This is a genomic window from Streptomyces sp. NPDC058000 (assembly GCF_042886435.1).
Taxonomy (GTDB): Bacteria; Actinomycetota; Actinomycetes; order Streptomycetales; family Streptomycetaceae; genus Streptomyces.
In genome coordinates this window covers 258,935-277,662 of record NZ_JBHVQS010000004.1, presented here as the reverse complement: position 1 = coordinate 277,662, position 18,728 = coordinate 258,935, and the positions used below count along the sequence as shown (strand labels likewise).

20 protein-coding genes are annotated in these 18,728 nt (G+C 72.7%); 13 read left to right on the top strand and 7 right to left on the bottom strand.

Annotated features, from left to right (window positions below):
• Positions 1-153 precede the first annotated feature (153 nt).
• A complete protein-coding gene (locus ACFVT2_RS07360) occupies positions 154-318 on the bottom strand; it encodes a hypothetical protein (RefSeq protein WP_390013199.1) in 165 nt (54 codons plus the stop codon).
• Positions 319-587: 269 nt separating this feature from the next.
• Between ACFVT2_RS07360 and ACFVT2_RS07355 the strand changes: the two genes are divergently transcribed.
• The 4 genes from ACFVT2_RS07355 (at position 588) to ACFVT2_RS07340 (ending at position 4,639) form a co-directional block, all read left to right on the top strand.
• Positions 588-1,850 (top strand): NYN domain-containing protein, encoded by a 1,263-nt coding sequence (locus ACFVT2_RS07355; RefSeq protein ID WP_390013197.1) that lies wholly within the window; start codon positions 588-590, stop codon positions 1,848-1,850.
• Between the two features lie 116 nt (positions 1,851-1,966).
• On the top strand, positions 1,967-2,956 hold the full coding sequence (locus ACFVT2_RS07350; RefSeq protein WP_390013225.1) for an ABC transporter ATP-binding protein: 990 nt from the start codon (positions 1,967-1,969) through the stop codon (positions 2,954-2,956).
• Between the two features lie 97 nt (positions 2,957-3,053).
• Complete coding sequence (locus tag ACFVT2_RS07345) at positions 3,054-3,878, top strand: ABC transporter permease (protein WP_390013195.1); 825 nt, start codon at positions 3,054-3,056, stop codon at positions 3,876-3,878.
• Between the two features lie 77 nt (positions 3,879-3,955).
• A complete protein-coding gene (locus ACFVT2_RS07340; protein WP_390013193.1) occupies positions 3,956-4,639 on the top strand; it encodes an ABC transporter permease in 684 nt (227 codons plus the stop codon).
• Between the two features lie 199 nt (positions 4,640-4,838).
• Here the strand turns inward: ACFVT2_RS07340 and ybaK are convergent, their stop codons facing one another.
• The 3 genes from ybaK to ACFVT2_RS07325 form a co-directional block, all read right to left on the bottom strand.
• Positions 4,839-5,354, bottom strand: coding sequence for a Cys-tRNA(Pro) deacylase (ybaK, locus tag ACFVT2_RS07335; protein WP_390013191.1), 516 nt, complete (start codon positions 5,352-5,354; stop codon positions 4,839-4,841).
• Positions 5,355-5,421: 67 nt separating this feature from the next.
• Complete coding sequence (locus ACFVT2_RS07330) at positions 5,422-6,159, bottom strand: LON peptidase substrate-binding domain-containing protein (RefSeq protein ID WP_390013189.1); 738 nt, start codon at positions 6,157-6,159, stop codon at positions 5,422-5,424.
• Positions 6,160-6,264: 105 nt separating this feature from the next.
• The gene (locus ACFVT2_RS07325) at positions 6,265-7,866 is read right to left on the bottom strand and encodes an oxidoreductase (RefSeq protein ID WP_390013187.1); all 1,602 of its coding nucleotides are present in this window, start codon (positions 7,864-7,866) and stop codon (positions 6,265-6,267) included.
• Positions 7,867-8,263: 397 nt separating this feature from the next.
• On the opposite strand from ACFVT2_RS07325, the gene hisD reads away from it, so the two are divergent.
• From hisD to hisF, 8 genes are read left to right on the top strand one after another with little or no spacing between them, the layout of a single operon-like run.
• On the top strand, positions 8,264-9,589 hold the full coding sequence (gene hisD, locus ACFVT2_RS07320; protein WP_390013185.1) for a histidinol dehydrogenase: 1,326 nt from the start codon (positions 8,264-8,266) through the stop codon (positions 9,587-9,589).
• Positions 9,590-9,597: 8 nt separating this feature from the next.
• Entirely contained in the window at positions 9,598-10,749 is a 1,152-nt protein-coding gene (locus ACFVT2_RS07315; RefSeq protein WP_390013183.1) for a histidinol-phosphate transaminase, read from the top strand.
• Positions 10,746-11,351: an imidazoleglycerol-phosphate dehydratase HisB gene (gene hisB, locus ACFVT2_RS07310; RefSeq protein ID WP_390013181.1), complete on the top strand. Its 606-nt coding sequence runs from the start codon at positions 10,746-10,748 to the stop codon at positions 11,349-11,351. The genes ACFVT2_RS07315 and hisB overlap by 4 nt, the downstream gene beginning before the upstream one ends.
• Complete coding sequence (locus ACFVT2_RS07305) at positions 11,351-11,515, top strand: hypothetical protein (protein WP_018536734.1); 165 nt, start codon at positions 11,351-11,353, stop codon at positions 11,513-11,515. The genes hisB and ACFVT2_RS07305 overlap by 1 nt, the downstream gene beginning before the upstream one ends.
• Entirely contained in the window at positions 11,506-12,192 is a 687-nt protein-coding gene (gene hisH / locus ACFVT2_RS07300; protein ID WP_390013179.1) for an imidazole glycerol phosphate synthase subunit HisH, read from the top strand. The genes ACFVT2_RS07305 and hisH overlap by 10 nt, the downstream gene beginning before the upstream one ends.
• A gap of 5 nt (positions 12,193-12,197) precedes the next feature.
• Complete coding sequence (gene priA / locus ACFVT2_RS07295) at positions 12,198-12,920, top strand: bifunctional 1-(5-phosphoribosyl)-5-((5-phosphoribosylamino)methylideneamino)imidazole-4-carboxamide isomerase/phosphoribosylanthranilate isomerase PriA (RefSeq protein ID WP_390013177.1); 723 nt, start codon at positions 12,198-12,200, stop codon at positions 12,918-12,920.
• Between the two features lie 38 nt (positions 12,921-12,958).
• The gene (locus ACFVT2_RS07290; RefSeq protein ID WP_390013175.1) at positions 12,959-13,369 is read left to right on the top strand and encodes a Rid family hydrolase; all 411 of its coding nucleotides are present in this window, start codon (positions 12,959-12,961) and stop codon (positions 13,367-13,369) included.
• Between the two features lie 5 nt (positions 13,370-13,374).
• Positions 13,375-14,130 carry an imidazole glycerol phosphate synthase subunit HisF gene (gene hisF, locus ACFVT2_RS07285; RefSeq protein WP_390013173.1) on the top strand — a complete coding sequence of 252 codons (756 nt, stop codon included), beginning with the start codon at positions 13,375-13,377 and terminating at the stop codon, positions 14,128-14,130.
• 83 nt (positions 14,131-14,213) lie between these two features.
• Here hisF and ACFVT2_RS07280 read toward each other — a convergent pair whose 3' ends face one another.
• From ACFVT2_RS07280 to ACFVT2_RS07270, 3 genes are read right to left on the bottom strand one after another with little or no spacing between them, the layout of a single operon-like run.
• Positions 14,214-14,957, bottom strand: a complete 744-nt coding sequence (locus ACFVT2_RS07280) for a succinate dehydrogenase/fumarate reductase iron-sulfur subunit (RefSeq protein ID WP_390013223.1) — start codon at positions 14,955-14,957, stop codon at positions 14,214-14,216.
• Positions 14,958-14,992: 35 nt separating this feature from the next.
• Positions 14,993-16,939 (bottom strand): fumarate reductase/succinate dehydrogenase flavoprotein subunit, encoded by a 1,947-nt coding sequence (locus ACFVT2_RS07275; protein ID WP_390013171.1) that lies wholly within the window; start codon positions 16,937-16,939, stop codon positions 14,993-14,995.
• A gap of 2 nt (positions 16,940-16,941) precedes the next feature.
• Entirely contained in the window at positions 16,942-17,568 is a 627-nt protein-coding gene (locus ACFVT2_RS07270) for a succinate dehydrogenase (protein ID WP_390013221.1), read from the bottom strand.
• Between the two features lie 226 nt (positions 17,569-17,794).
• Between ACFVT2_RS07270 and ACFVT2_RS07265 the strand changes: the two genes are divergently transcribed.
• Positions 17,795-18,694 (top strand): LysR family transcriptional regulator, encoded by a 900-nt coding sequence (locus ACFVT2_RS07265; protein ID WP_390013169.1) that lies wholly within the window; start codon positions 17,795-17,797, stop codon positions 18,692-18,694.
• The last annotated feature ends 34 nt before the right edge of the window (positions 18,695-18,728 follow it).

The window sequence follows — 18,728 nt, the reverse complement described above, 5'->3', positions numbered from 1 at the left end:
GGCGGGCCGGGCTGCGCGCCCGGCGGGGGGCGCGCGCCCCCCCCCCGGCCCCGGTGGACGGGGGGGGCGCCCCCGCCCGGGGGGCGCCCGCCCCTCAAGTCATCGGCGGCACGGTTCAGTTGGGGGCACTGCCGGGCGGCCTCGCCGGGGTGTTCAGTTGTGGCCGAAGCGGCGCTGGTGCTTGCGCGCGACGTCCGCCGGGGTGCCCGGGGCCTGCGAGTGCGAGATCGCGTCGAGGGTCGCCTTCTCGGACTGCTGCTGGCCGCGCTCGGCCTCGCTCGTCTTGGGCTGCTTCCGGTCCTTCTTGTTCTTGGCCATGATCGTGCCTCCTGAGGGGGATCTTTGGATCGGCCGGAATCAGCCTTACATGCCGGGCACATCACTGCATTTCGGGCAATTACCCTGGGTGATAACGCCAGTTACCCGCCGTGTGGACGGCCGGGGCCGAATCCGCCACGCCGAAGATCGAGTTCGTGCAGTTAACCCCCGTTCGGTCGGGCAGACTCGAAGGAAGCCGAAGAGCACTCGTGCCACGGGCCGAGCCGGGGGGCGACCGGGCTTCAGCACCTCAGGGAAGAGGGTGGAACGTGGACCGCTGCGTCGTCCTGGTGGACGCCGGGTATCTGCTCGGTGCCGCCGCGAGCCTGCTCGCCGGAGAACCCGCCCGTTCCCGGATCACCGTCGACCACGCCGCCCTCATCCAAGGGCTGCGCCAGCGCGCCGAGGCCGACACCGAACGACCGCTGCTGCGCATCTACTGGTTCGACGGCGCCCCCGACCGCGTCCCGCAGCCCGAGCACCGCCGGCTGCGGGTGATGCCCCGGGTCACCGTCCGGCTGGGCGCCCTGACCCGCAGCGACGGGCGCTGGGCGCAGAAGGGCGTGGACGCCGCCATGCACGCCGAGCTGACCGAACTCGCCCGTAACCGCGCCTGCTCCGACATCGTGCTGGTCACCGGCGACGGCGATCTGCTGCCCGGCCTGATGTCCGCCAAGGAACACGGCGTCGCCGTCCACCTCTGGGCCGTCCAGGCCGCCGACGGCGACTACAACCAGTCCGAGGACCTGGTCGCCGAGGCCGACGAGCGGCGGGTGCTGGACCGGACCTGGATCACCCGCGCGGTCCGCGCCAAGGAACTGGGCGGCCCCTGCGCCCCGCCGCCGGCCCCCCGCCCCGAGATCGCCGCGATCCTCTCCGCCCCGCTCCCGGAGACCGCGGTCGCCGCCGCGGCCGCCGCGGCCGGCGCGGACCCCGACGGGCGCACCGGCACCAACGGCACCGCCCGCCCCGCCCCCACCGTCGACCGCGGCGAACCGTCCGGCGAGACCGGCTCCGGCGGCTCCCGCGGCGTCCCCACCCCCAAGGACCTCGCCGGCCTCGGCCGCCCGCCCGCCGCGCAGAGCTCCACGCCCAACGGCAGCCAGCCCGCCGCCACCCTCCGCTGGTCCTCCGACAAGGGGTGGATCGAGCGCGGCGGCCCGCTCGGCGAGCCCGCCGAGACCGCCTCGCTGCCCACCCTCGCCCAGCTCACCAGCGCCGAACAGCGCTGGGCCGACCGCGAGGAGGACATCACGGCGGTCAGCGGCGACCCGTTCGAGGTCGGCCAGGTCTTCGCCCGCCGCTGGACCGAGCGGCTCTCCGACTCCACCCACCTCCAGCAGATCTCGACGGAGTACCCCCGCATCCCGCACCGCATCGACGGGGAACTGCTCCGCTACGCCGCCCGCTTCGGCCTGCTCGCCCATAAGGACGACCAGATCGACGAGCACGACCGGTACGCCATCCGGGCCGGCTTCTGGCGCGAGGTCGACCTCCGCACCGCCGCCGAACACACCCCGTCGGCCGACTGACCGCCGGGGAGGGAGCTGTGCGCCGGCTGTACGCGCCGGGCCCTGCGGAGCCCCCCGGGCCGGCGGCCGCCCGGGGCCGCGTACCCTCGTAGCTCGTGAAGACGGGCGCAAAACAGGTGGAGCGCGGCGCGCCGGTGTGCGTGGTGCAGGACCTGGTCAAGACCTATCCCGCGCTGCGCGGGCGGCGCGGGACGGACCGGGCGCCGGCGGTACGCGCCAGCGACGGCATCAGCCTCGACGTCCGGCGCGGCGAGATCTTCGGGCTGCTCGGCCCGAACGGTGCCGGCAAGTCCACCCTGGTCCGCCAGCTGACCGGACTGCTGCGGCCGGACTCCGGCCGCATCGTCGTCCTCGGCCACGACCTGGTGCGGCACCCCGAGCGGGCCGCCCGGCTGCTGGGCTACCTGGGCCAGGAGTCGACCGCGCTGGACGAGCTGACCGTCTCCCTCGCCGTGGAGACCACCGGCCGGCTGCGCGGCCTGGACACCCGCACCGCCCGCGCCGAACGCGACGCCGTCCTCGACGAGCTGGGCCTGGGCCCGATCGCCGGCCGGGCGCTGAAGAAGCTCTCCGGCGGCCAGCGTCGACTGGCCTGCTTCGCCACCGTGCTGATCGGCGAGCGCCCGCTGCTGGTGCTGGACGAGCCGACCACCGGCATGGACCCGGTGGCCCGGCGCGCCGTCTGGGCCGCGGTGGACCGCCGCCGCGCCGAGCGGGGCGCCACCGTCGTCCTGGTCACCCATAACGTGCTGGAGGCCGAGAGTGTGCTCGACCGGGTCGCGGTGATCGACCAGGGGCGGGTGATCGCCTGTGACACGCCCGGCCGGCTGAAGGAACTGGTGGGGGAGGAGGTCCGGCTGGAGCTGGTCTGGCGGGACCGGCCCCCGCTCGACGTCCCCGAGGTCGCCGCGCTCGCCGCCGACGCCCGTACCTCCGGCCGTCGCTGGACCCTGCGGCTCCCCGCCGACCGGGCCCGCTCCGCGGTCACCGCGGTCACCGCCGGGCCGGCCTTCGCGGCCCTGGACGACTTCACGCTGGCCACGCCGAGCCTGGAGGACGTCTACGTCTCCCTGGGCGGGCGCGCGGAAGGGCTGATGAAGGCGTGAGCGAGCGGAGCGCGGGGCTGCCCGCGGCCGGCGGCCGGGGGAGAAGCCTGACCGGGAGTACGGACCGACGGCGTGTCGAGGAAAGCTGGGTGACGGCGTGAGTGCGGTGTCCGCGCAGGTGGCGACGGGTTCCGGAGCACGACTGGAGGACGCTGGGGCCGGTGGGGCCGCTCCGCTCGCGCCCCGGGCCCGGCTGCTGCCCGCGCTCGCCGCCGTCTACCGCGCCCAGCTCTCCCGGGCCCGGGTCGCCCGGATTCCGCTGCTGTTCGTCGCCACCTTCCAGTCCGTCGGGATCATGGTCCTGCTGCGCGGGGTGGTCAGCGGCGGCGACCCGGCGCAGTCGGTGGTCTCCGGCTCCGCGGTGCTGGTCGTCGCCTTCGTCGCGCTGAACCTGCTGGCCCAGTACTTCGGCCAGCTGCGGGCCGGCGGCGGCCTGGACCACTACGCGACGCTGCCGGTGCCGCCGGCCGCCGTGGTGCTCGGCGCGGCCGCCGCGTACGCCTCCTTCACGGTGCCCGGCGCGGTGGCCACCGCGATCACCGGCTGTCTGCTCTTCCACCTGCCGATGGCCCACCTGTGGGTGCTGGTGGCGGTGGTCCCGCTCTCCGGGGCGGCGCTGTCCGGGCTCGGCGCGGCCCTCGGACTGCTCGCCCCGCGCCAGGAACTGGCCACCCTGGGCGGCCAGTTGGGCATGTCGGCGGCGCTGCTGCTGGGGGTGCTGCCGGCCGATCGGATGCCCGAGCCGATCGGCTGGGCCCGCGATCTGCTGCCCTCGACCTACGGGGTGGAGGCGCTGGCGCGTACCTTCGCCCCGCATCCCGACTGGCTGGCGGTCGCCGCCGACCTGGGCATCTGCGCGGCCGTCGGGGTGCTCTCGCTGGCCGTGGCGACCTGGGCGTACCGCCGGGCGGCGGTCCGGTGAGCGCCGCCGCCGACCCCAAGGGATGCAACGGGTGTCCTGCTGCCGGCGCCGCGGCGCCGGCCTGGCACGATGACCAGGTGACCGCAGCGCAGACGCCCCACGAGAACCAACCGCCCGAAGAACCGCACCGGCCGCAGGCCGCCCCTGTCGAGGGCGGCGGTGTCACCGGTGACACCGGTGTCACCGGTGACACCGCCGAACCCGACGGCGGCCCCGAATTCGCCCGCGAGCTGCGGGACGGCGTGCTGATCGCCCTGGCGGTCGCGGTGAGCGGGGTGTTGCTGGGCGTGCTGTGGGCCTGGCTGGCGCCGCGCGTTCCGCTGATCGCGGACACCCACAACGTCTACCTCAAGAACACCGAGGGCGAGGAGGCGATCGGTGCCGACGGCACCTTCGTCCTGCTGGCGCTCGGCTTCGGCGTGGTCACCGCGGCGGTGGTCTTCCTCGTCCGGCGGCGCGGCGGCATTCCGCTGGTGGTGTCGCTGGCCCTGGGCGGGCTGCTGGGCGCCGTGCTGGGCTGGCTGACCGGTATGTGGCTGGGACCCACCCCGGACGTGGTCGCGCACGCCAAGCAGGTCGGCGCCGGTGTCGTCTTCGACGGTCCGCTGCGGCTTCAGGCCAAGGGCGCCCTGTTGGCCTGGCCGATCGCCGGGATGCTCACCCAGATCGCGCTGACCGGGCTGTTCGGGCCGCGCGACCCGGAGCTGGACGGGCCGGTGGTGCCGGACTGGTCCGGACACCACCAGCCGCCGGTCGACTGACCGTTGTGCCGGCCGTTCCTCAGGACGGCCGGCGACCGTGGTTGGCCCGGCCCTTCCGGACGCGCCATTTCCGCTTACGGGTCCTCTTCGACATGGGCGTACCTCCTCCCCCGGTCGTAACCGAGGGCAGGCGTGCGCGGGAAGTCCCGGAGCGGTGCGGGCGGCGGCAGCGGGGGGCGCGTGGCGGCGCCGGCCGGGCTCAGCCCCGCGCGATCGGCGCGAACCGTGCGCCGGTCAGCGCGATCAGGTCGGCGGGCGAGAGTTCGACCTCCAGGCCGCGCCGGCCCGCCGAGACGCAGACCGTCGACCGGCCCTCCGCCGAGGCGTCCAGCACCGTCCGCAGCCGCTTGCGCTGCCCCAGCGGTGAGATCCCGCCGAGCACGTAGCCGGTGCTGCGCTCGGCCGCCGCCGGGTCGGCCATCGCGGCCCGCTTGCCGCCCACCGCGGCGGCCAGCGCCTTCAGGTCCAGCGAGCCGGAGACCGGCACCACGGCCACCGTGAGCGTGCCGTCCACGTCCGCCAGCAGCGTCTTGAACACCTGGTCGGGGGAGACCCCGAGTGCCTCGGCGGCCTCCTCGCCGTACGAAGCGGCCGCCGGGTCGTGGTCGTACGCGTGCACCGTGAACGGGACGCCGGCCGCGGTCAGCGCCACCGTCGCGGGCGTACCGCCGGACTGTGCCGCGCCCTTCTTCCCCTGCTTCGGCTTCTTCGCCACCGTGCCTCGCCTCGTTCGAACGCGGAGTCTTCCGGCCCCGGGACCGGAATCTCGTGGTGCCCGTGCGTCAGTTGGGACTGGTCGGCTGCCGGGTCAGCTCCACGGCCGGCAGCGACGGGAGCTTACCGATCACCGCCGACTCCTGGCGAAGCAGTTTCAGCTCCTGCCGCAGCCGGTCCGCGGTGTCCGGCGCCGCCAGCAACTCCTGCTTGGCTGGCACGTCCAGCACCGCCGCCGCGGCGACCAGGTACGACAGCACCGACGGGTCGGCGGGCAGCTCCTGGCCGGTGGCGAGGGTCCGCTCGTTCGCCCAGGCCAGCCGCTTCTGGTAGGTGCGGAAGGCCCGCACCACACCGGACGCCAGCGCGCCCGCGCCCTCTCCGTGGTCCTCCGCCAGGGGCGCCAGCTCCCCGGTCAGGTACGGCCCGGAGGCGTCCACCGACAGCAGCCGGAAGCGGGTGGTGCCGGTGGCCAGGACCTCGTAGCCGCCGCCCGACTTCTCCCGGACGGTCGCCGCGTCCGCGACGCAGCCGACGGTGTGGAAGGCCCGGAACGGATCGTCGCCGAAGCCCGCGGCCGGTCCGGTGGCGGCCGGCGCGGTGGCGTCCGGCAGCCCCGGCGCGGTGGGGGCGACCTCCCGGCCGTCCCGGATGGCGACCACCGCGAAGCGGCGGTCGTCCTCGGGCCGTTCCAGCAGATCGGCCATCATCGCCCGGTAGCGCGCCTCGAAGACGTTCAGCGGCAGCACCAGACCCGGGAACAGCACCGAGTTGAGCGGGAACAGCGGCAGACGCACGGAGGACACAGTCGGTAAGCCTAGAGCCTGTGCTCGCGCGGACCACCACCCGCACCCGGCTGGGACCTGTCCGGTGGGTCAGCGCCGGGTCCGATCCCGACCCACTGGGAGGCCCTAGGCCCGCCGCAGCAAGCGGGACGCGCCGGCCGCGATTGTCGTCGCCAGCACCCAGCCCGTCATGATCATCACGGCCGCCACCCACTGGGCGGCACCCCCCGGCTTCCAGGCGTTGCCCTGATAGAGGTCTATCACCGGCAGCAGCAGGTCCAGCGAGTAGAGGTACGGGTTCCAGGTCGGCGCCTCGTCGTGCTTGAGGGGCGGTGGCGGGTTGGAGGAGAAGTACGCCGTGCCGATCGCCCACAGGATCGCCATCCACACCGCGGCCCGCCCCGGACGGTAGCCGTAGGCGACCGTCCAGTCCTGGAGGAAGCCCCACGCCTTCGCCGCCAGCGGCAGGGTCTCGCGCCGCCGCCGCTGCTTGGCCAGCAGCACCTCCCGGGCGTCCGCGTCCTCGCCCATGGCGCGCAGCGAGGCGGCCAGCATCTCGTACGGCTCGGGCGCGTACTCCGGGGTCGCCGCGGCCACCCACTGGAGCCGCAGTGCCAGCGGGAAGTGGCCGCGCGGGATCAGCGTCTCGTAGGAGAAGCCGGCCATCATCAGCCCGCCCAGCCCCGGCCAGCTCGCCGACTTGTCGACGAGGTTGACGACCCGGGCGCCGGAGAGGATCACCCGGCCGCGCTGCGGGCGCTCGCCCAGGAACCGCAGCTCCGGCGTCTGGATCCGGCGCAGCGACAGCTCCTGGTCGGACTCCATGATGAACCGGGCGTGCTCCAGGTCCACCGCGTCCCCGAACCGCCCGTCGTCCAGCCGCACCCCGCCCTCGCACTCGAAGCGCTGCATCCGGGTGCCGCGGGCCGGGGTGTGGGTGATCCCGTACGGGGGCGTGGCGCCGCTGGAGAACGGGGAGTTGGCCAGGCCCGCGGCGGTGAGGTAGAGGGTCCGTTCGACGGTCAGCTGGGGGGCGTTCAGTGCCCGGCGGCCGAACGGATTGCTCAGGTGGCTGCCGCGCAGGCTCAGCGACACCCCGACGGTGGCGCCGCGCAGCGACAGCTCGCCGTAGGACTCCAGCATCTCGGCCTGGAGGTCCTGGGCGACGGTCAGTCCGTCGGCCATGATCGAGCGGCCCTGCCGGTCCTTGTGCACCACCACCTGGTTGAGCATCAGATCGGTGCCGATGTGCGCGTCGGTCAGGCGTATCCCGGAGTGCACCACGCAGCGCGGCAGGTGGAGGTCGCCCTCGGTGTGCAGCCGGGCCGCCTCCAGCCGCGGCAGGGTGCAGTTCACCATCCGCAGGGTGGTGAACCGGCTCTCCGGCAGCAGCACCTCGGCCTCGAAGCGGCAGTCCCGCAGCTCCACGAATGGCTTGATCGTGCCGCCCGCAAGGTCGAGAGTGTCCGTGATGTACGCCCCGGTCAGTTTCAGCCCGGACACCCGGCCGGGCTGCGGTGCCGGCCCGTCGAGCAGCAGCAGGGCCACCACCCGGGCCCGGACCCGGCGCTCCGGGCCCCACAGGTGCTGCCCGTGCGGGTCGTCCCGGGACGGCTCGCCGGTGTGCAGGTTGCAGGCGCTGCCGTTGCGGAACGCCTGCCACATGCTCCATTCCGCGGACGTCAGTCGCAGGTCGGCGGGTGCGTCGCCGTCCCTGGCTCCGGTCACTGTTGGCTCCCCCTTGCTCTCGCGGTGCCGGCCGGCAGGCCGTGTCCGGTGGTCGTTGCTCGTCGTCCCGTGGTCGCCGTGCGGTGCGGTCGCGCGGCGTTCGCCCGGCCGGGGCGGTGCCCGGTGGTCGTGGCGAGTGCCCCCGGCCGGGCCGGTATCCGGTCGCGATACCTGTTCGGATGCATCCCGGCGGGCGCTCTTCCGCCCGCCCCGCGGTCGTCCCCGTGTGCCCGCACCGACCCCTTGCCCGCCCGGTGACTGGTTGAACACGCGTGGTCAGGGCCAACTCCGGTCAACTTCGCGGACCGTCCCGACGTCCGCACGGCCCGTGTGTCACTGCGTATCACTGAGTGATACGGCCGCTCGGGCCCGACGGCGGGTCTGAGACACTGGGGGAGTGATCTCCCGAATCGATCTGCGTGGTGCCGCCCTCCCCGAGGGCGCCGCGCTGCGTGACCTGCTGCCCCGTGCCGAGTTCGACGTGGAAGCCGCCCTGGAGACGGTGCGGCCCATCTGCGAGGACGTACGCCATCGCGGCACCGCGGCGCTGATCGATTACGCGCGGCGGTTCGACGGTGTCGAGATCGAGCGGGTCCGGGTCCCGGTCGAGGCCCTCACCGAGGCCCTCGACGCGCTGGACCCGAAGGTCCGCGCCGCCCTGGAGGAGTCCATCCGGCGCGCCCGGCTCGTCCACCGCGAGCAGCGCCGCACCGACGTCACCACCAAGGTCGTGCCCGGCGGCACGGTCACCGAGCGCTGGGTACCGGTCGAGCGGGTCGGCCTCTACGTCCCCGGCGGCCGGTCGGTCTACCCGTCCTCCGTCGTCATGAACGTGGTCCCCGCCCAGGAGGCCGGCGTCGGCTCGCTGGCCGTCGCCTCCCCGCCGCAGGTGGACTTCGGCGGGCTGCCGCACCCGACCATCCTCGCCGCCTGCGCCCTGCTCGGCGTCGACGAGGTCTACGCCGCGGGCGGCGCCCAGGCCGTCGCGATGTTCGCGTACGGCACCGACGAGTGCGCCCCGACCAACCTGGTCACCGGCCCCGGCAACATCTACGTCGCCGCCGCCAAGCGCCTCCTCAAGGGCCGGATCGGCATCGACTCCGAGGCCGGGCCCACCGAGATCGCGATCCTCGCCGACCGCACCGCCGACCCGGTGCACGTCGCCGCCGACCTGATCAGCCAGGCCGAGCACGACCCGATGGCGGCAGCGGTCCTGGTCACCGACTCCGAGGAGTTGGCCGACCGCACCGAGAAGGAACTGGCCCCCCAGATCGAGGCCACCAAGCACGTCGAGGACCGCATCGTGCCGGCCCTGTCCGGCCGGCAGTCCGCGATCGTCCTGGTCGAGGGCCTCGACGAGGGCCTTGCGGTGGTGGACGCCTACGGCGCCGAGCACCTGGAGATCCAGACCGCGGACGCCACCGCGGTCGCCGCCCGGGTGCGCAACGCCGGCGCGATCTTCGTCGGCGCCTACGCCCCGGTCTCCCTCGGCGACTACTGCGCCGGCTCCAATCACGTCCTGCCCACCGGCGGTTGCGCCTGCCACTCCTCCGGCCTGTCCGTCCAGTCGTTCCTGCGCGGCATCCACGTCGTGGACTACTCGCGGGAGGCGCTGGCCGAGGTCGCCCACCATGTGGTGACCCTCGCCGAGGCCGAGGACCTCCCGGCCCACGGCGCGGCGGTCAAGGCGAGGTTCGACTGGACGGTTCCGCAGAGCAAGTGAGCAGGCAGATGAGCAAGAACACCCCCGCGTCCCGAATGGACGAGCTCCCCATCCGGGACGAACTGCGCGGCAAGTCCCCCTACGGCGCGCCGCAGCTGGACGTTCCGGTGCGCCTCAACACCAACGAGAACCCCTACCCGCTCCCCGAACCGCTGGTGCAGCGGATCGCCGAGCGGGTCACCGAGGCCGCCCGCCAGCTCAACCGCTACCCCGACCGGGACGCGGTCGAGCTGCGCACCGCGCTGGCCGCCTACCTCACCCGCACCGCCGGCCACGCGGTCACCGCCGGCCAGGTCTGGGCCGCCAACGGCTCCAACGAGGTCATCCAGCAGCTGCTCCAGACCTTCGGCGGCCCCGGCCGCACCGCCCTCGGCTTCGAGCCGTCGTACTCCATGCACGCGCTGATCTCGCGCGGCACCGGCACCGGCTGGATCTCCGGCCCGCGCAACGACGACTTCACCATCGACGTCGAGGCGGCGAAGGCGGTCATCGCCGAGCAGCGGCCCGACGTGGTCTTCGTCTGCTCGCCGAACAACCCCACCGGCACCGCCGTCGAGGCCGACACCGTCCTCGCGCTGTACGAGGCGGCGCAGGCCGCCAAGTCCGACACCGCCGGGGCACTGGTCGTGGTCGACGAGGCGTACGGCGAGTTCAGCCACCACCCCTCGCTGCTGCCGCTGATCGAGGGCCGGCCGAACCTCGTGCTGTCCCGGACCATGTCCAAGGCGTTCGGCGCCGCCGGGCTCCGCCTGGGCTACCTCGCCGCCGACCAGGCCGTGGTCGACGCGGTGCAGCTGGTCCGGCTGCCCTACCACCTCTCGTCCGTCACCCAGGCCACCGCGCTCGCCGCTCTGGAGCACACCGATACGCTCCTGAAGTACGTGGCACAGCTCAAGGAGGAGCGCGACCGCCTGGTGACCGAACTGCGCGCGATCGGCTGCCAGGTCGTCGCCTCGGACGCCAACTTCGTCCAGTTCGGCCTCTTCGACGACGCGCACGCCACCTGGCAGGCGATCCTCGACCACGGCGTGCTGGTCCGCGACAACGGTGTACCGGGCTGGCTGCGGGTCACCGCCGGCACCCCGGCCGAGAACGACGCGTTCCTCGACGCGGTGCGCGCGGTGCGCAAAGAACGCAGCCTGAAGGAGAACAAGCGATGAGCGGGGCGACCGCCCGCGTGGGGCGCATAGAGCGCACCACCAAGGAGACCACGGTGCTGGTCGAGATCGACCTCGACGGTACCGGCCAGGTCGACGTCTCGACCGGCGTCGGCTTCTACGACCACATGCTCGATCAGCTCGGCCGGCACGGCCTCTTCGACCTCAAGGTCAAGACCGACGGCGATCTGCACATCGACACCCACCACACGATCGAGGACACCGCCCTCGCGCTGGGCGCCGCCTTCAAGCAGGCGCTCGGCGACAAGGTCGGCATCTACCGCTTCGGCAACTGCACCGTCCCGCTGGACGAGTCGCTGGCCCAGGTGACCGTCGACCTCTCCGGCCGCCCGTACCTGGTGCACACCGAGCCGGAGAACATGGCGCCGATGATCGGCAGCTACGACACCACGATGACCCGGCACATCCTGGAGTCGTTCGTCGCCCAGGCCCAGATCGCCCTGCACGTCCATGTGCCGTACGGGCGCAACGCCCACCACATCGTGGAGTGCCAGTTCAAGGCGCTCGCCCGGGCCCTGCGCTACGCCAGCGAGCGCGACTCGCGGGCGGCCGGCATCCTGCCTTCCACGAAGGGCGCCCTCTGATGAACGGTCTGTCCACCGTCTTCATCCTGGTGGGACTCTTCCTGCTCGGCGGCGTCTACTCGTTCTGGAAGCAGAAGATCCCCAAGTCCGTGATCACCCTGATGGCCATCGCCTCGGCGATGTGCCTGGTGGCGGGTGTGATGCGACTGGAGGTATGGAATTGAGCGCCGCGCGGCAGTCCCCGGGGCAGCAGTCCTCGCGAAAGACCGCCAAGAAGGTCGTCGTCTTCGACTACGGCTTCGGCAACGTCCGGTCCGCCGAGCGCGCCCTGGCGCACGTCGGCGCGGACGTGGAGATCACCCGCGACTACGACACCGCGATGAACGCCGACGGGCTGCTGGTGCCCGGCGTCGGCGCGTTCGCCGCGTGCATGCGCGGTCTGAAGGAGGCCCGCGGCGACTGGCTCATCGGCCGCCGGCTGTCCGGTGGCCGCCCGGTGATGGGCATCTGCGTCGGCATGCAGATCCTCTTCGGCCGCGGCATCGAGCACGGTGCGGAGACCTCCGGTCTGGAGGAGTGGCCCGGCACGGTCGGGCCGCTCAAGGCCGAGGTGGTCCCGCACATGGGCTGGAACACCGTCCGCGCCGCCGAGGACTCCCAGCTCTTCGCCGGGATGCCCGCCGACGCCCGCTACTACTTCGTGCACTCCTACGCGGTCCACGACTGGGAGTTGGAGGTCGGCAACGAACACCTCGCCGCCCCGAAGATCACCTGGGCCACGCACGGCGAGCCGTTCGTGGCCGCGGTCGAGAACGGCGCGCTGTGGGCCACCCAGTTCCACCCCGAGAAGTCCGGCGACGCCGGTGCCCAGCTCCTGACCAACTGGATCGAAACACTGTGAACGCTGTGAAGAAGCTTGAACTGCTGCCCGCCGTCGACGTCCGCGACGGCCAGGCCGTCCGCCTGGTGCACGGCGAGTCCGGCTCGGAGACCTCCTACGGCGACCCGCTCCAGGCCGCCCTGGCCTGGCAGCGGGCCGGCGCCGAGTGGCTGCACCTGGTCGACCTGGACGCCGCCTTCGGCACCGGCGACAACCGCGCGCAGATCGCCGAGGTCGCCCGCTCCATGGACATCAAGGTCGAACTGTCCGGCGGGATCCGCGACGACGACTCGCTGGCGGCCGCCCTGGCCACCGGCTGCACCCGGGTCAACATCGGCACCGCGGCGCTGGAGAACCCGGAGTGGGTCGCCAAGATCATCGCCGAGCACGGCGAGCAGATCGCGGTCGGCCTGGACGTCCGCGGCACCACCCTGCGCGGCCGCGGCTGGACCCGGGACGGCGGCGACCTCTACGAGACGCTGGCCCGCCTGGACTCCGAGGGCTGCGCCCGCTACGTCGTCACCGACATCAACAAGGACGGCACGCTCCAGGGCCCCAACCTGGAACTGCTGAAGAACGTCTGCGCGGCCACCGACCGCCCGGTCGTCGCCTCCGGCGGCGTCTCCTCCCTCGACGACCTGCGGGCGATCGCCGCGCTGGTGCCGGAGGGTGTCGAGGGCTCCATCGTCGGCAAGGCGCTCTACGCGAAGGCGTTCACCCTCGAAGAGGCACTGGCGGCGGTGTCGTAGCCGCGGGTGCCGCAACCGGCCACAAGGGAGGCGGCGTGATGAGCATCGAGCGCGTACGGACCGACAGTCCCTGGGAAGAGACCATTGGCTTCGCGCGTGCGGTGGCCGCCGGCGACCGGGTCCTGGTCTCCGGCACCATGCCGCTGGTCGGCGGTGTCCTCCAGGGCGAGGGCGACCCGTACGTCCAGACCAAGGTCTCCTTCGGGAACGCGCTGACGGCGCTCAAACCCTTCGGGCTGGGCGCCGCCGACGTGGTACGCACCCGGATGTACCTGACCCACCTGCGCGACGCGGACGCCGCCGCCCGTGCCCACCGCGAACTGTTCGAAGCCGCGCCGCCGGCCACGACCCTGGTCGTGGTCTCCGGGTTCGTCGACTCCCGCGTCCTGGTGGAAGTAGAACTAGAAGCGTTCCGGGACCTGTCCCCGGAAACCGAACGAGAGGGCTGAACGACATGACCCTGGCGGTCCGCGTCATTCCCTGCCTGGACGTCGACAACGGCCGCGTCGTCAAGGGCGTCAACTTCCAGAACCTCCGCGACGCCGGGGACCCGGTAGAGATGGCGAAGGTCTACGGCGAGGAGGGCGCCGACGAGCTGACCTTCCTCGACATCACCGCGTCCTCCGGCAACCGCGAGACCACCTACGACGTGGTCCGCCGCACCGCCGAGCAGGTCTTCATCCCGCTGACCGTCGGCGGCGGGGTGCGCACCGCACAGGACGTCGACAAGCTGCTGCGGGCCGGCGCCGACAAGGTCGGGGTCAACACCGCGGCGATCGCCCGCCCGGAGCTGATCCGGGAGATCGCCGAGCGCTTCGGCAGCCAGGTGCTGGTGCTCTCCGTCGACGCCCGCCGCACCGCGTCGGGGTCCTTCGAGGTCACCACTCACGGCGGCCGCCGGTCGGCCGGGATCGACGCCGTGGAGTGGGCGCACCGCGCCGCGGAGCTGGGTGCCGGGGAGATCCTGCTGAACTCCATGGACGCCGACGGCACCAAGGACGGCTACGACGTGGCGATGATCGAGGCGGTCCGCCGGCACGTCAGCGTCCCGGTCATCGCCTCCGGCGGGGCCGGCAAGCTCGCCGACTTCGCCCCCGCGGTGGCGGCCGGCGCCGACGCCGTCCTGGCCGCCTCCGTCTTCCACTTCGGTGACCTGCGCATCGGCCAGGTCAAGGACGCGCTGCGGGACGCCGGCCACCCGGTGCGGTGACCGGCGGGCCCGGCGCCCGTACGGCACGAGGCCCCCTCCGCGTCCTGCGGAGGGGGCCTCGTCGGGTTCCGGTGGTCGCCGGCTCAGCGCCCCTTGCGCACCGCCCGGACGAACTCCCGGTTCATCTTCGTGATGCTGAACAGCGGGATGCCCTTGGGGCAGGCGGTGGCGCATTCGCCGGCGTGGGTGCAGCCGCCGAAGCCCTCCTCGTCCATCTGGGCCACCATGTCGAGCACCCGGGACTCGCGCTCCGGGGCGCCCTGCGGCAGCACGTTGAGGTGGTTGACCTTCGCGGAGGTGAAGAGCATCGCCGCGCCGTTGGGGCAGGCGGCGACGCAGGCGCCGCAGCCGATGCACTCGGCGTGCTCGAAGGCGAAGTCGGCGTCCGGCTTCGGCACCGGCGTGGCGTGCGCCTCGGGGGCGGCGCCGGTCGGCGCGGTGATGTAGCCGCCGGCCTGGATGATCCGGTCGAAGGCCGAGCGGTCGACGACGAGGTCCTTCACGACCGGGAAGGCCGAGGCCCGCCACGGCTCGATGTCGATGGTGTCGCCGTCCTTGAAGGACCGCATGTGGAGCTGGCACGTGGTGGTCCGCTCAGGGCCGTGCGCGTCACCGTTGATGACGAGCGAGCAGGCCCCGCAGATGCCCTCGCGGCAGTCGTGGTCGAAGGCGACCGGGTCCTCGCCCTTGAGGATGAGTTCCTCGTTGAGGGTGTCGAGCATCTCCAGGAACGACATGTCCGAGGAGATGCCGTCCACCTCGTAGGTGGACATGGTGCCCGGTGCGTCGGCGTTCTTCTGGCGCCAGACGCGCAGGGTGAGGGACATCGGGGGTACGGGGGTCGCCCCCCGGGAGGCGGCAGTCATGCGTAGCTCCGCTGGGTGGGGTGGACGTACTCGAAGACCAGGTCTTCCTTGTGCAGGGTGGGGGCCGCGCCGGTGCCGGTGAACTCCCAGGCGGCGGCGTAGGAGAACGCGTCGTCCCGGCGGGCGGCCTCGCCGTCGGGGGTCTGCGACTCCGCGCGGAAGTGGCCGCCGCAGGACTCGCTGCGGTGCAGTGCGTCGAGGCACATCAGCTCGGCGAGCTCCAGGTAGTCGACGACGCGGTTGGCCTTCTCCAGCGACTGGTTGAACTCTTCGCCCGTGCCGGGCACCTTGATGCGCCGCCAGAACTCCTCGCGGATCTGCGGCAGCCGGTCCAGGGCCTTGCGCAGGCCCTCCTCGGTGCGGGCCATACCGCAGTACTCCCACATGAGTTCACCGATCTCGCGGTGGAAGGAGTCGGGGGTGCGGTCGCCATCGACGGCGAGCAGCAGGTTCAGCCGGTCCTCGGTCTCGGCCAGCGCCTCCTGGACCACCGGGTGGTCGGGGGTGATGGTGTTCTGGTCCGGGTTGCGCGCCAGGTAGTCGTTGATGGTCGAGGGGAGGACGAAGTAGCCGTCGGCCAGGCCCTGCATCAGCGCGCTGGCGCCCAGGCGGTTGGCGCCGTGGTCGGAGAAGTTCGCCTCGCCGATCGCGAACAGGCCCGGGACGGTGGTCTGGAGGTCGTAGTCGACCCACAGGCCGCCCATGGTGTAGTGCACCGCGGGGTAGATCCGCATCGGCACCCGGTACGGATCCTCGTCGGTGATCCGCTGGTACATGTCGAAGAGGTTGCCGTACTTGGCCTCGACGGCCTCGCGGCCCATCCGCGCGATGGCGTCCGCGAAGTCCAGGTACACGCCCTGGCCGCCGGGGCCGACGCCGCGGCCCTCGTCGCAGACGTTCTTCGCGGCCCGGGAGGCGATATCGCGCGGCACGAGGTTGCCGAAGGACGGGTAGATGCGCTCCAGGTAGTAGTCGCGTTCGTCCTCGGGGATCTCGTTCGGCGGCCGGGTGTCTCCCTTCGCCTTCGGCACCCAGATCCGGCCGTCGTTGCGCAGCGACTCGCTCATCAGCGTGAGCTTGGACTGGTGGTCGCCGGTGCGCGGGATGCAGGTCGGGTGGATCTGGGTGAAGCAGGGGTTGGCGAAGTGGGCGCCGCGCCGGTGGGCGCGCCACACCGCGGTGGCGTTGGAGTTCATGGCGTTCGTCGACAGGTAGAAGACGTTGCCGTAGCCGCCGGAGGCGAGGACCACCGCGTCCGCGAAGTAGCTGGAGATCTTCCCGGTGATCAGGTCGCGGGCGACGATGCCGCGGGCCCGGCCGTCGACGACGATCAGGTCGAGCATTTCGGTGCGCGGGTGCATCTCGACGTTGCCGGCCGCGATCTGCCGGGACAGCGCCTGGTAGGCGCCGAGCAGGAGCTGCTGGCCCGTCTGGCCGCGGGCGTAGAAGGTGCGGGACACCTGGACGCCGCCGAACGAACGGGTGTCGAGGAGGCCGCCGTACTCGCGGGCGAAGGGGACGCCCTGGGCGACGCACTGGTCGATGATCTCGACGGATATCTGGGCGAGCCGGTGGACGTTGGACTCGCGGGCGCGGAAGTCGCCGCCCTTGACGGTGTCGTAGAAGAGGCGGTGGATGGAGTCGCCGTCGTTGCGGTAGTTCTTCGCGGCGTTGATACCGCCCTGCGCGGCGATGGAGTGGGCCCGGCGCGGCGAGTCCTGGTAGCAGAACTGGACGACGTGGTAGCCCTGTTCGGCGAGGGTGGCGCCGGCCGAGCCGCCGGCCAGGCCGGTGCCGACGACGATGACCGTGTGCTTGCGGCGGTTGGCCGGGTTGACCAGCTTGGCCTCGAAGCGGCGGGTGTCCCAGCGTTCGGCGATCGGGCCGGTCGGGGCCTTGGTGTCGGCGACCGGTTCCCCGGTCGCGAACTCGGTGTAGTTCATGGTCAGCTCACCAATCCGGTCATGACGCCGACGGGGACGGCGATGAAGCCCACGGTCAGTACCAGCGCGAGCAGGTTGGCCAGGGTCTTGAGGAGGCGGTCGCGGTTCCGGCTGCCGGCGCCGAGGGTCTGTGCGGCGCTCCAGAAGCCGTGCCGGACGTGCAGGCCCAGTGCGAGCATCGCCACGAGGTAGATGACGTTGCCGTACCAGGTGGAGAAGGTGTCCACGACGTTCTGGTAGGGGTGGCCCGGCTGGAAGCCGCCGGTGTGCACGGTGCCGGTGGTCAGGTCCAGGACGTGCCAGACGATGAACAGGCCGAGGATGATCCCGCCCCACCGCATGGTGCGGGTCGCGTAGCTCGCCCGGGGCTTCTTGTGCACGTACTTGGCCGGGCGGGCCCTGATGTCGCGGCGGCTGAGCTGGTACGCGGCGGTGGCGTGCGCGACGACGGCGGCCACCAGGACCACGCGGACCACCCAGAGCGTCCACTCGTAGTGCATGAACGGCTCGCCGAGGGTGCGCAGCCAGTGCGCGTACTCGTTGAAGGTGCCGGGCCCGAAGAAGATCTTCAGGTTGCCGAACATGTGGACGACGAGATAGCCGAGCATGATCAGGCCGCTGACGGCCATCACTGCCTTCTTGCCGATGGTGGAGTCCCAGAGCGTGCGCCCACCCGTCGCCCGACCGCCACCCCCCACGGGGCGCTGTCGCGCGCGGTTCTTGTGCGGAGGCTGTTGGTCCGTCCGTGTTGCCAGTGCCATGAGTCCCGACGGTAGGGACGCGTTCGCCATCAGTCCAAGACATGGTCCAGCTGATCTCCATAGGCTGGCCCTATCGTTGCCTTATATTCCCCTCATGCAGCTGCAGCAGCTCCGCTACTTCACGGCCGTGGCCGACACCCGCCACTTCACCCGCGCCGCCGAACGCGAACACGTCGCCCAACCCTCCCTCTCCCAGCAGATCCGCGCCCTGGAACGGGAGTTGGGCGCCGAACTCTTCCACCGCGCCCGCGGCCACATCACCCTCACCGACGCCGGCGAGACCCTGCTACCCCTGGCCCGCCGGATCCTCGCCGACACCGAGACCGCCCGCCGCGAGGTCCAGGAGGTCGCGCAGCTGCGCCGCGGCCGGCTCCGCCTCGGCGCCCCGCCCAGCCTCTGCGCCAGCCTCGTCCCCGACGTGCTGAGCGCCTTCCACGCCACCTACCCGGGCGTCGACCTGATCGTCACCGAGGACGGCTCGCAGGACCTCGTCCGGGCCCTGGCCGACGGCGAACTGGACCTGGCGCTGATCATCACGCCGCTGCCCGGCCAGGCCCCGGCACTGGCCACCGCGGAGCTGCTGCGCGAGGAACTGGTGGTGGTCTCCGCCCCCGGCCGCCCGGCACCGATGACCGGCCGGCGTACCCGGATCCGCGTCGAGGACCTCCGCGGCCGCCCCCTTGCGATGTTCCGCCGCGGCTACGACCTGCGGGAATTCACCACCGCCGCCTGCCGCGCGGCCGGCTTCGAACCGACCTTCACCGTCGAGGGCGGCGAAATGGACGCGGTCCTCGGCTTCGTCAGGGCCGGGCTCGGCATCGCCGTCGTCCCCAGCATGGTCGCCGAACGCTCCGGCCTGCGCATCACCCCGTTCGCCACCCCCGGTATGCACCGCGTGGTCTCCGTCGCGCACCGCGGCGACGTCTCACCGCCGCGCGCCGCCCGCGAACTGGACCGCATCCTGCGGGAACACCTGGCCGGCGGCGCGTCCTGAGGAGGAACGGCGCGCCGGGGGACACCCCCCGGCG

What these genes read in the sequence shown, in the direction of transcription:
- ACFVT2_RS07360 (WP_390013199.1), bottom strand. Translation starts at nt 318, where the DNA reads ATGGCCAAGAACAAGAAGGACCGGAAGCAGCCCAAGACGAGCGAGGCC.
- ACFVT2_RS07315 (WP_390013183.1), top strand. Translation starts at nt 9,598, where the DNA reads ATGAGCAAGAACACCCCCGCGTCCCGAATGGACGAGCTCCCCATCCGG.
- hisB (WP_390013181.1), top strand. Translation starts at nt 10,746, where the DNA reads ATGAGCGGGGCGACCGCCCGCGTGGGGCGCATAGAGCGCACCACCAAG.
- ACFVT2_RS07305 (WP_018536734.1), top strand. Translation starts at nt 11,351, where the DNA reads ATGAACGGTCTGTCCACCGTCTTCATCCTGGTGGGACTCTTCCTGCTC.
- hisH (WP_390013179.1), top strand. Translation starts at nt 11,506, where the DNA reads ATGGAATTGAGCGCCGCGCGGCAGTCCCCGGGGCAGCAGTCCTCGCGA.
- ACFVT2_RS07290 (WP_390013175.1), top strand. Translation starts at nt 12,959, where the DNA reads ATGAGCATCGAGCGCGTACGGACCGACAGTCCCTGGGAAGAGACCATT.
- hisF (WP_390013173.1), top strand. Translation starts at nt 13,375, where the DNA reads ATGACCCTGGCGGTCCGCGTCATTCCCTGCCTGGACGTCGACAACGGC.
- ACFVT2_RS07280 (WP_390013223.1), bottom strand. Translation starts at nt 14,957, where the DNA reads ATGTCCCTCACCCTGCGCGTCTGGCGCCAGAAGAACGCCGACGCACCG.
- ACFVT2_RS07275 (WP_390013171.1), bottom strand. Translation starts at nt 16,939, where the DNA reads ATGAACTACACCGAGTTCGCGACCGGGGAACCGGTCGCCGACACCAAG.
- ACFVT2_RS07270 (WP_390013221.1), bottom strand. Translation starts at nt 17,568, where the DNA reads ATGGCCGTCAGCGGCCTGATCATGCTCGGCTATCTCGTCGTCCACATG.
- ACFVT2_RS07265 (WP_390013169.1), top strand. Translation starts at nt 17,795, where the DNA reads ATGCAGCTGCAGCAGCTCCGCTACTTCACGGCCGTGGCCGACACCCGC.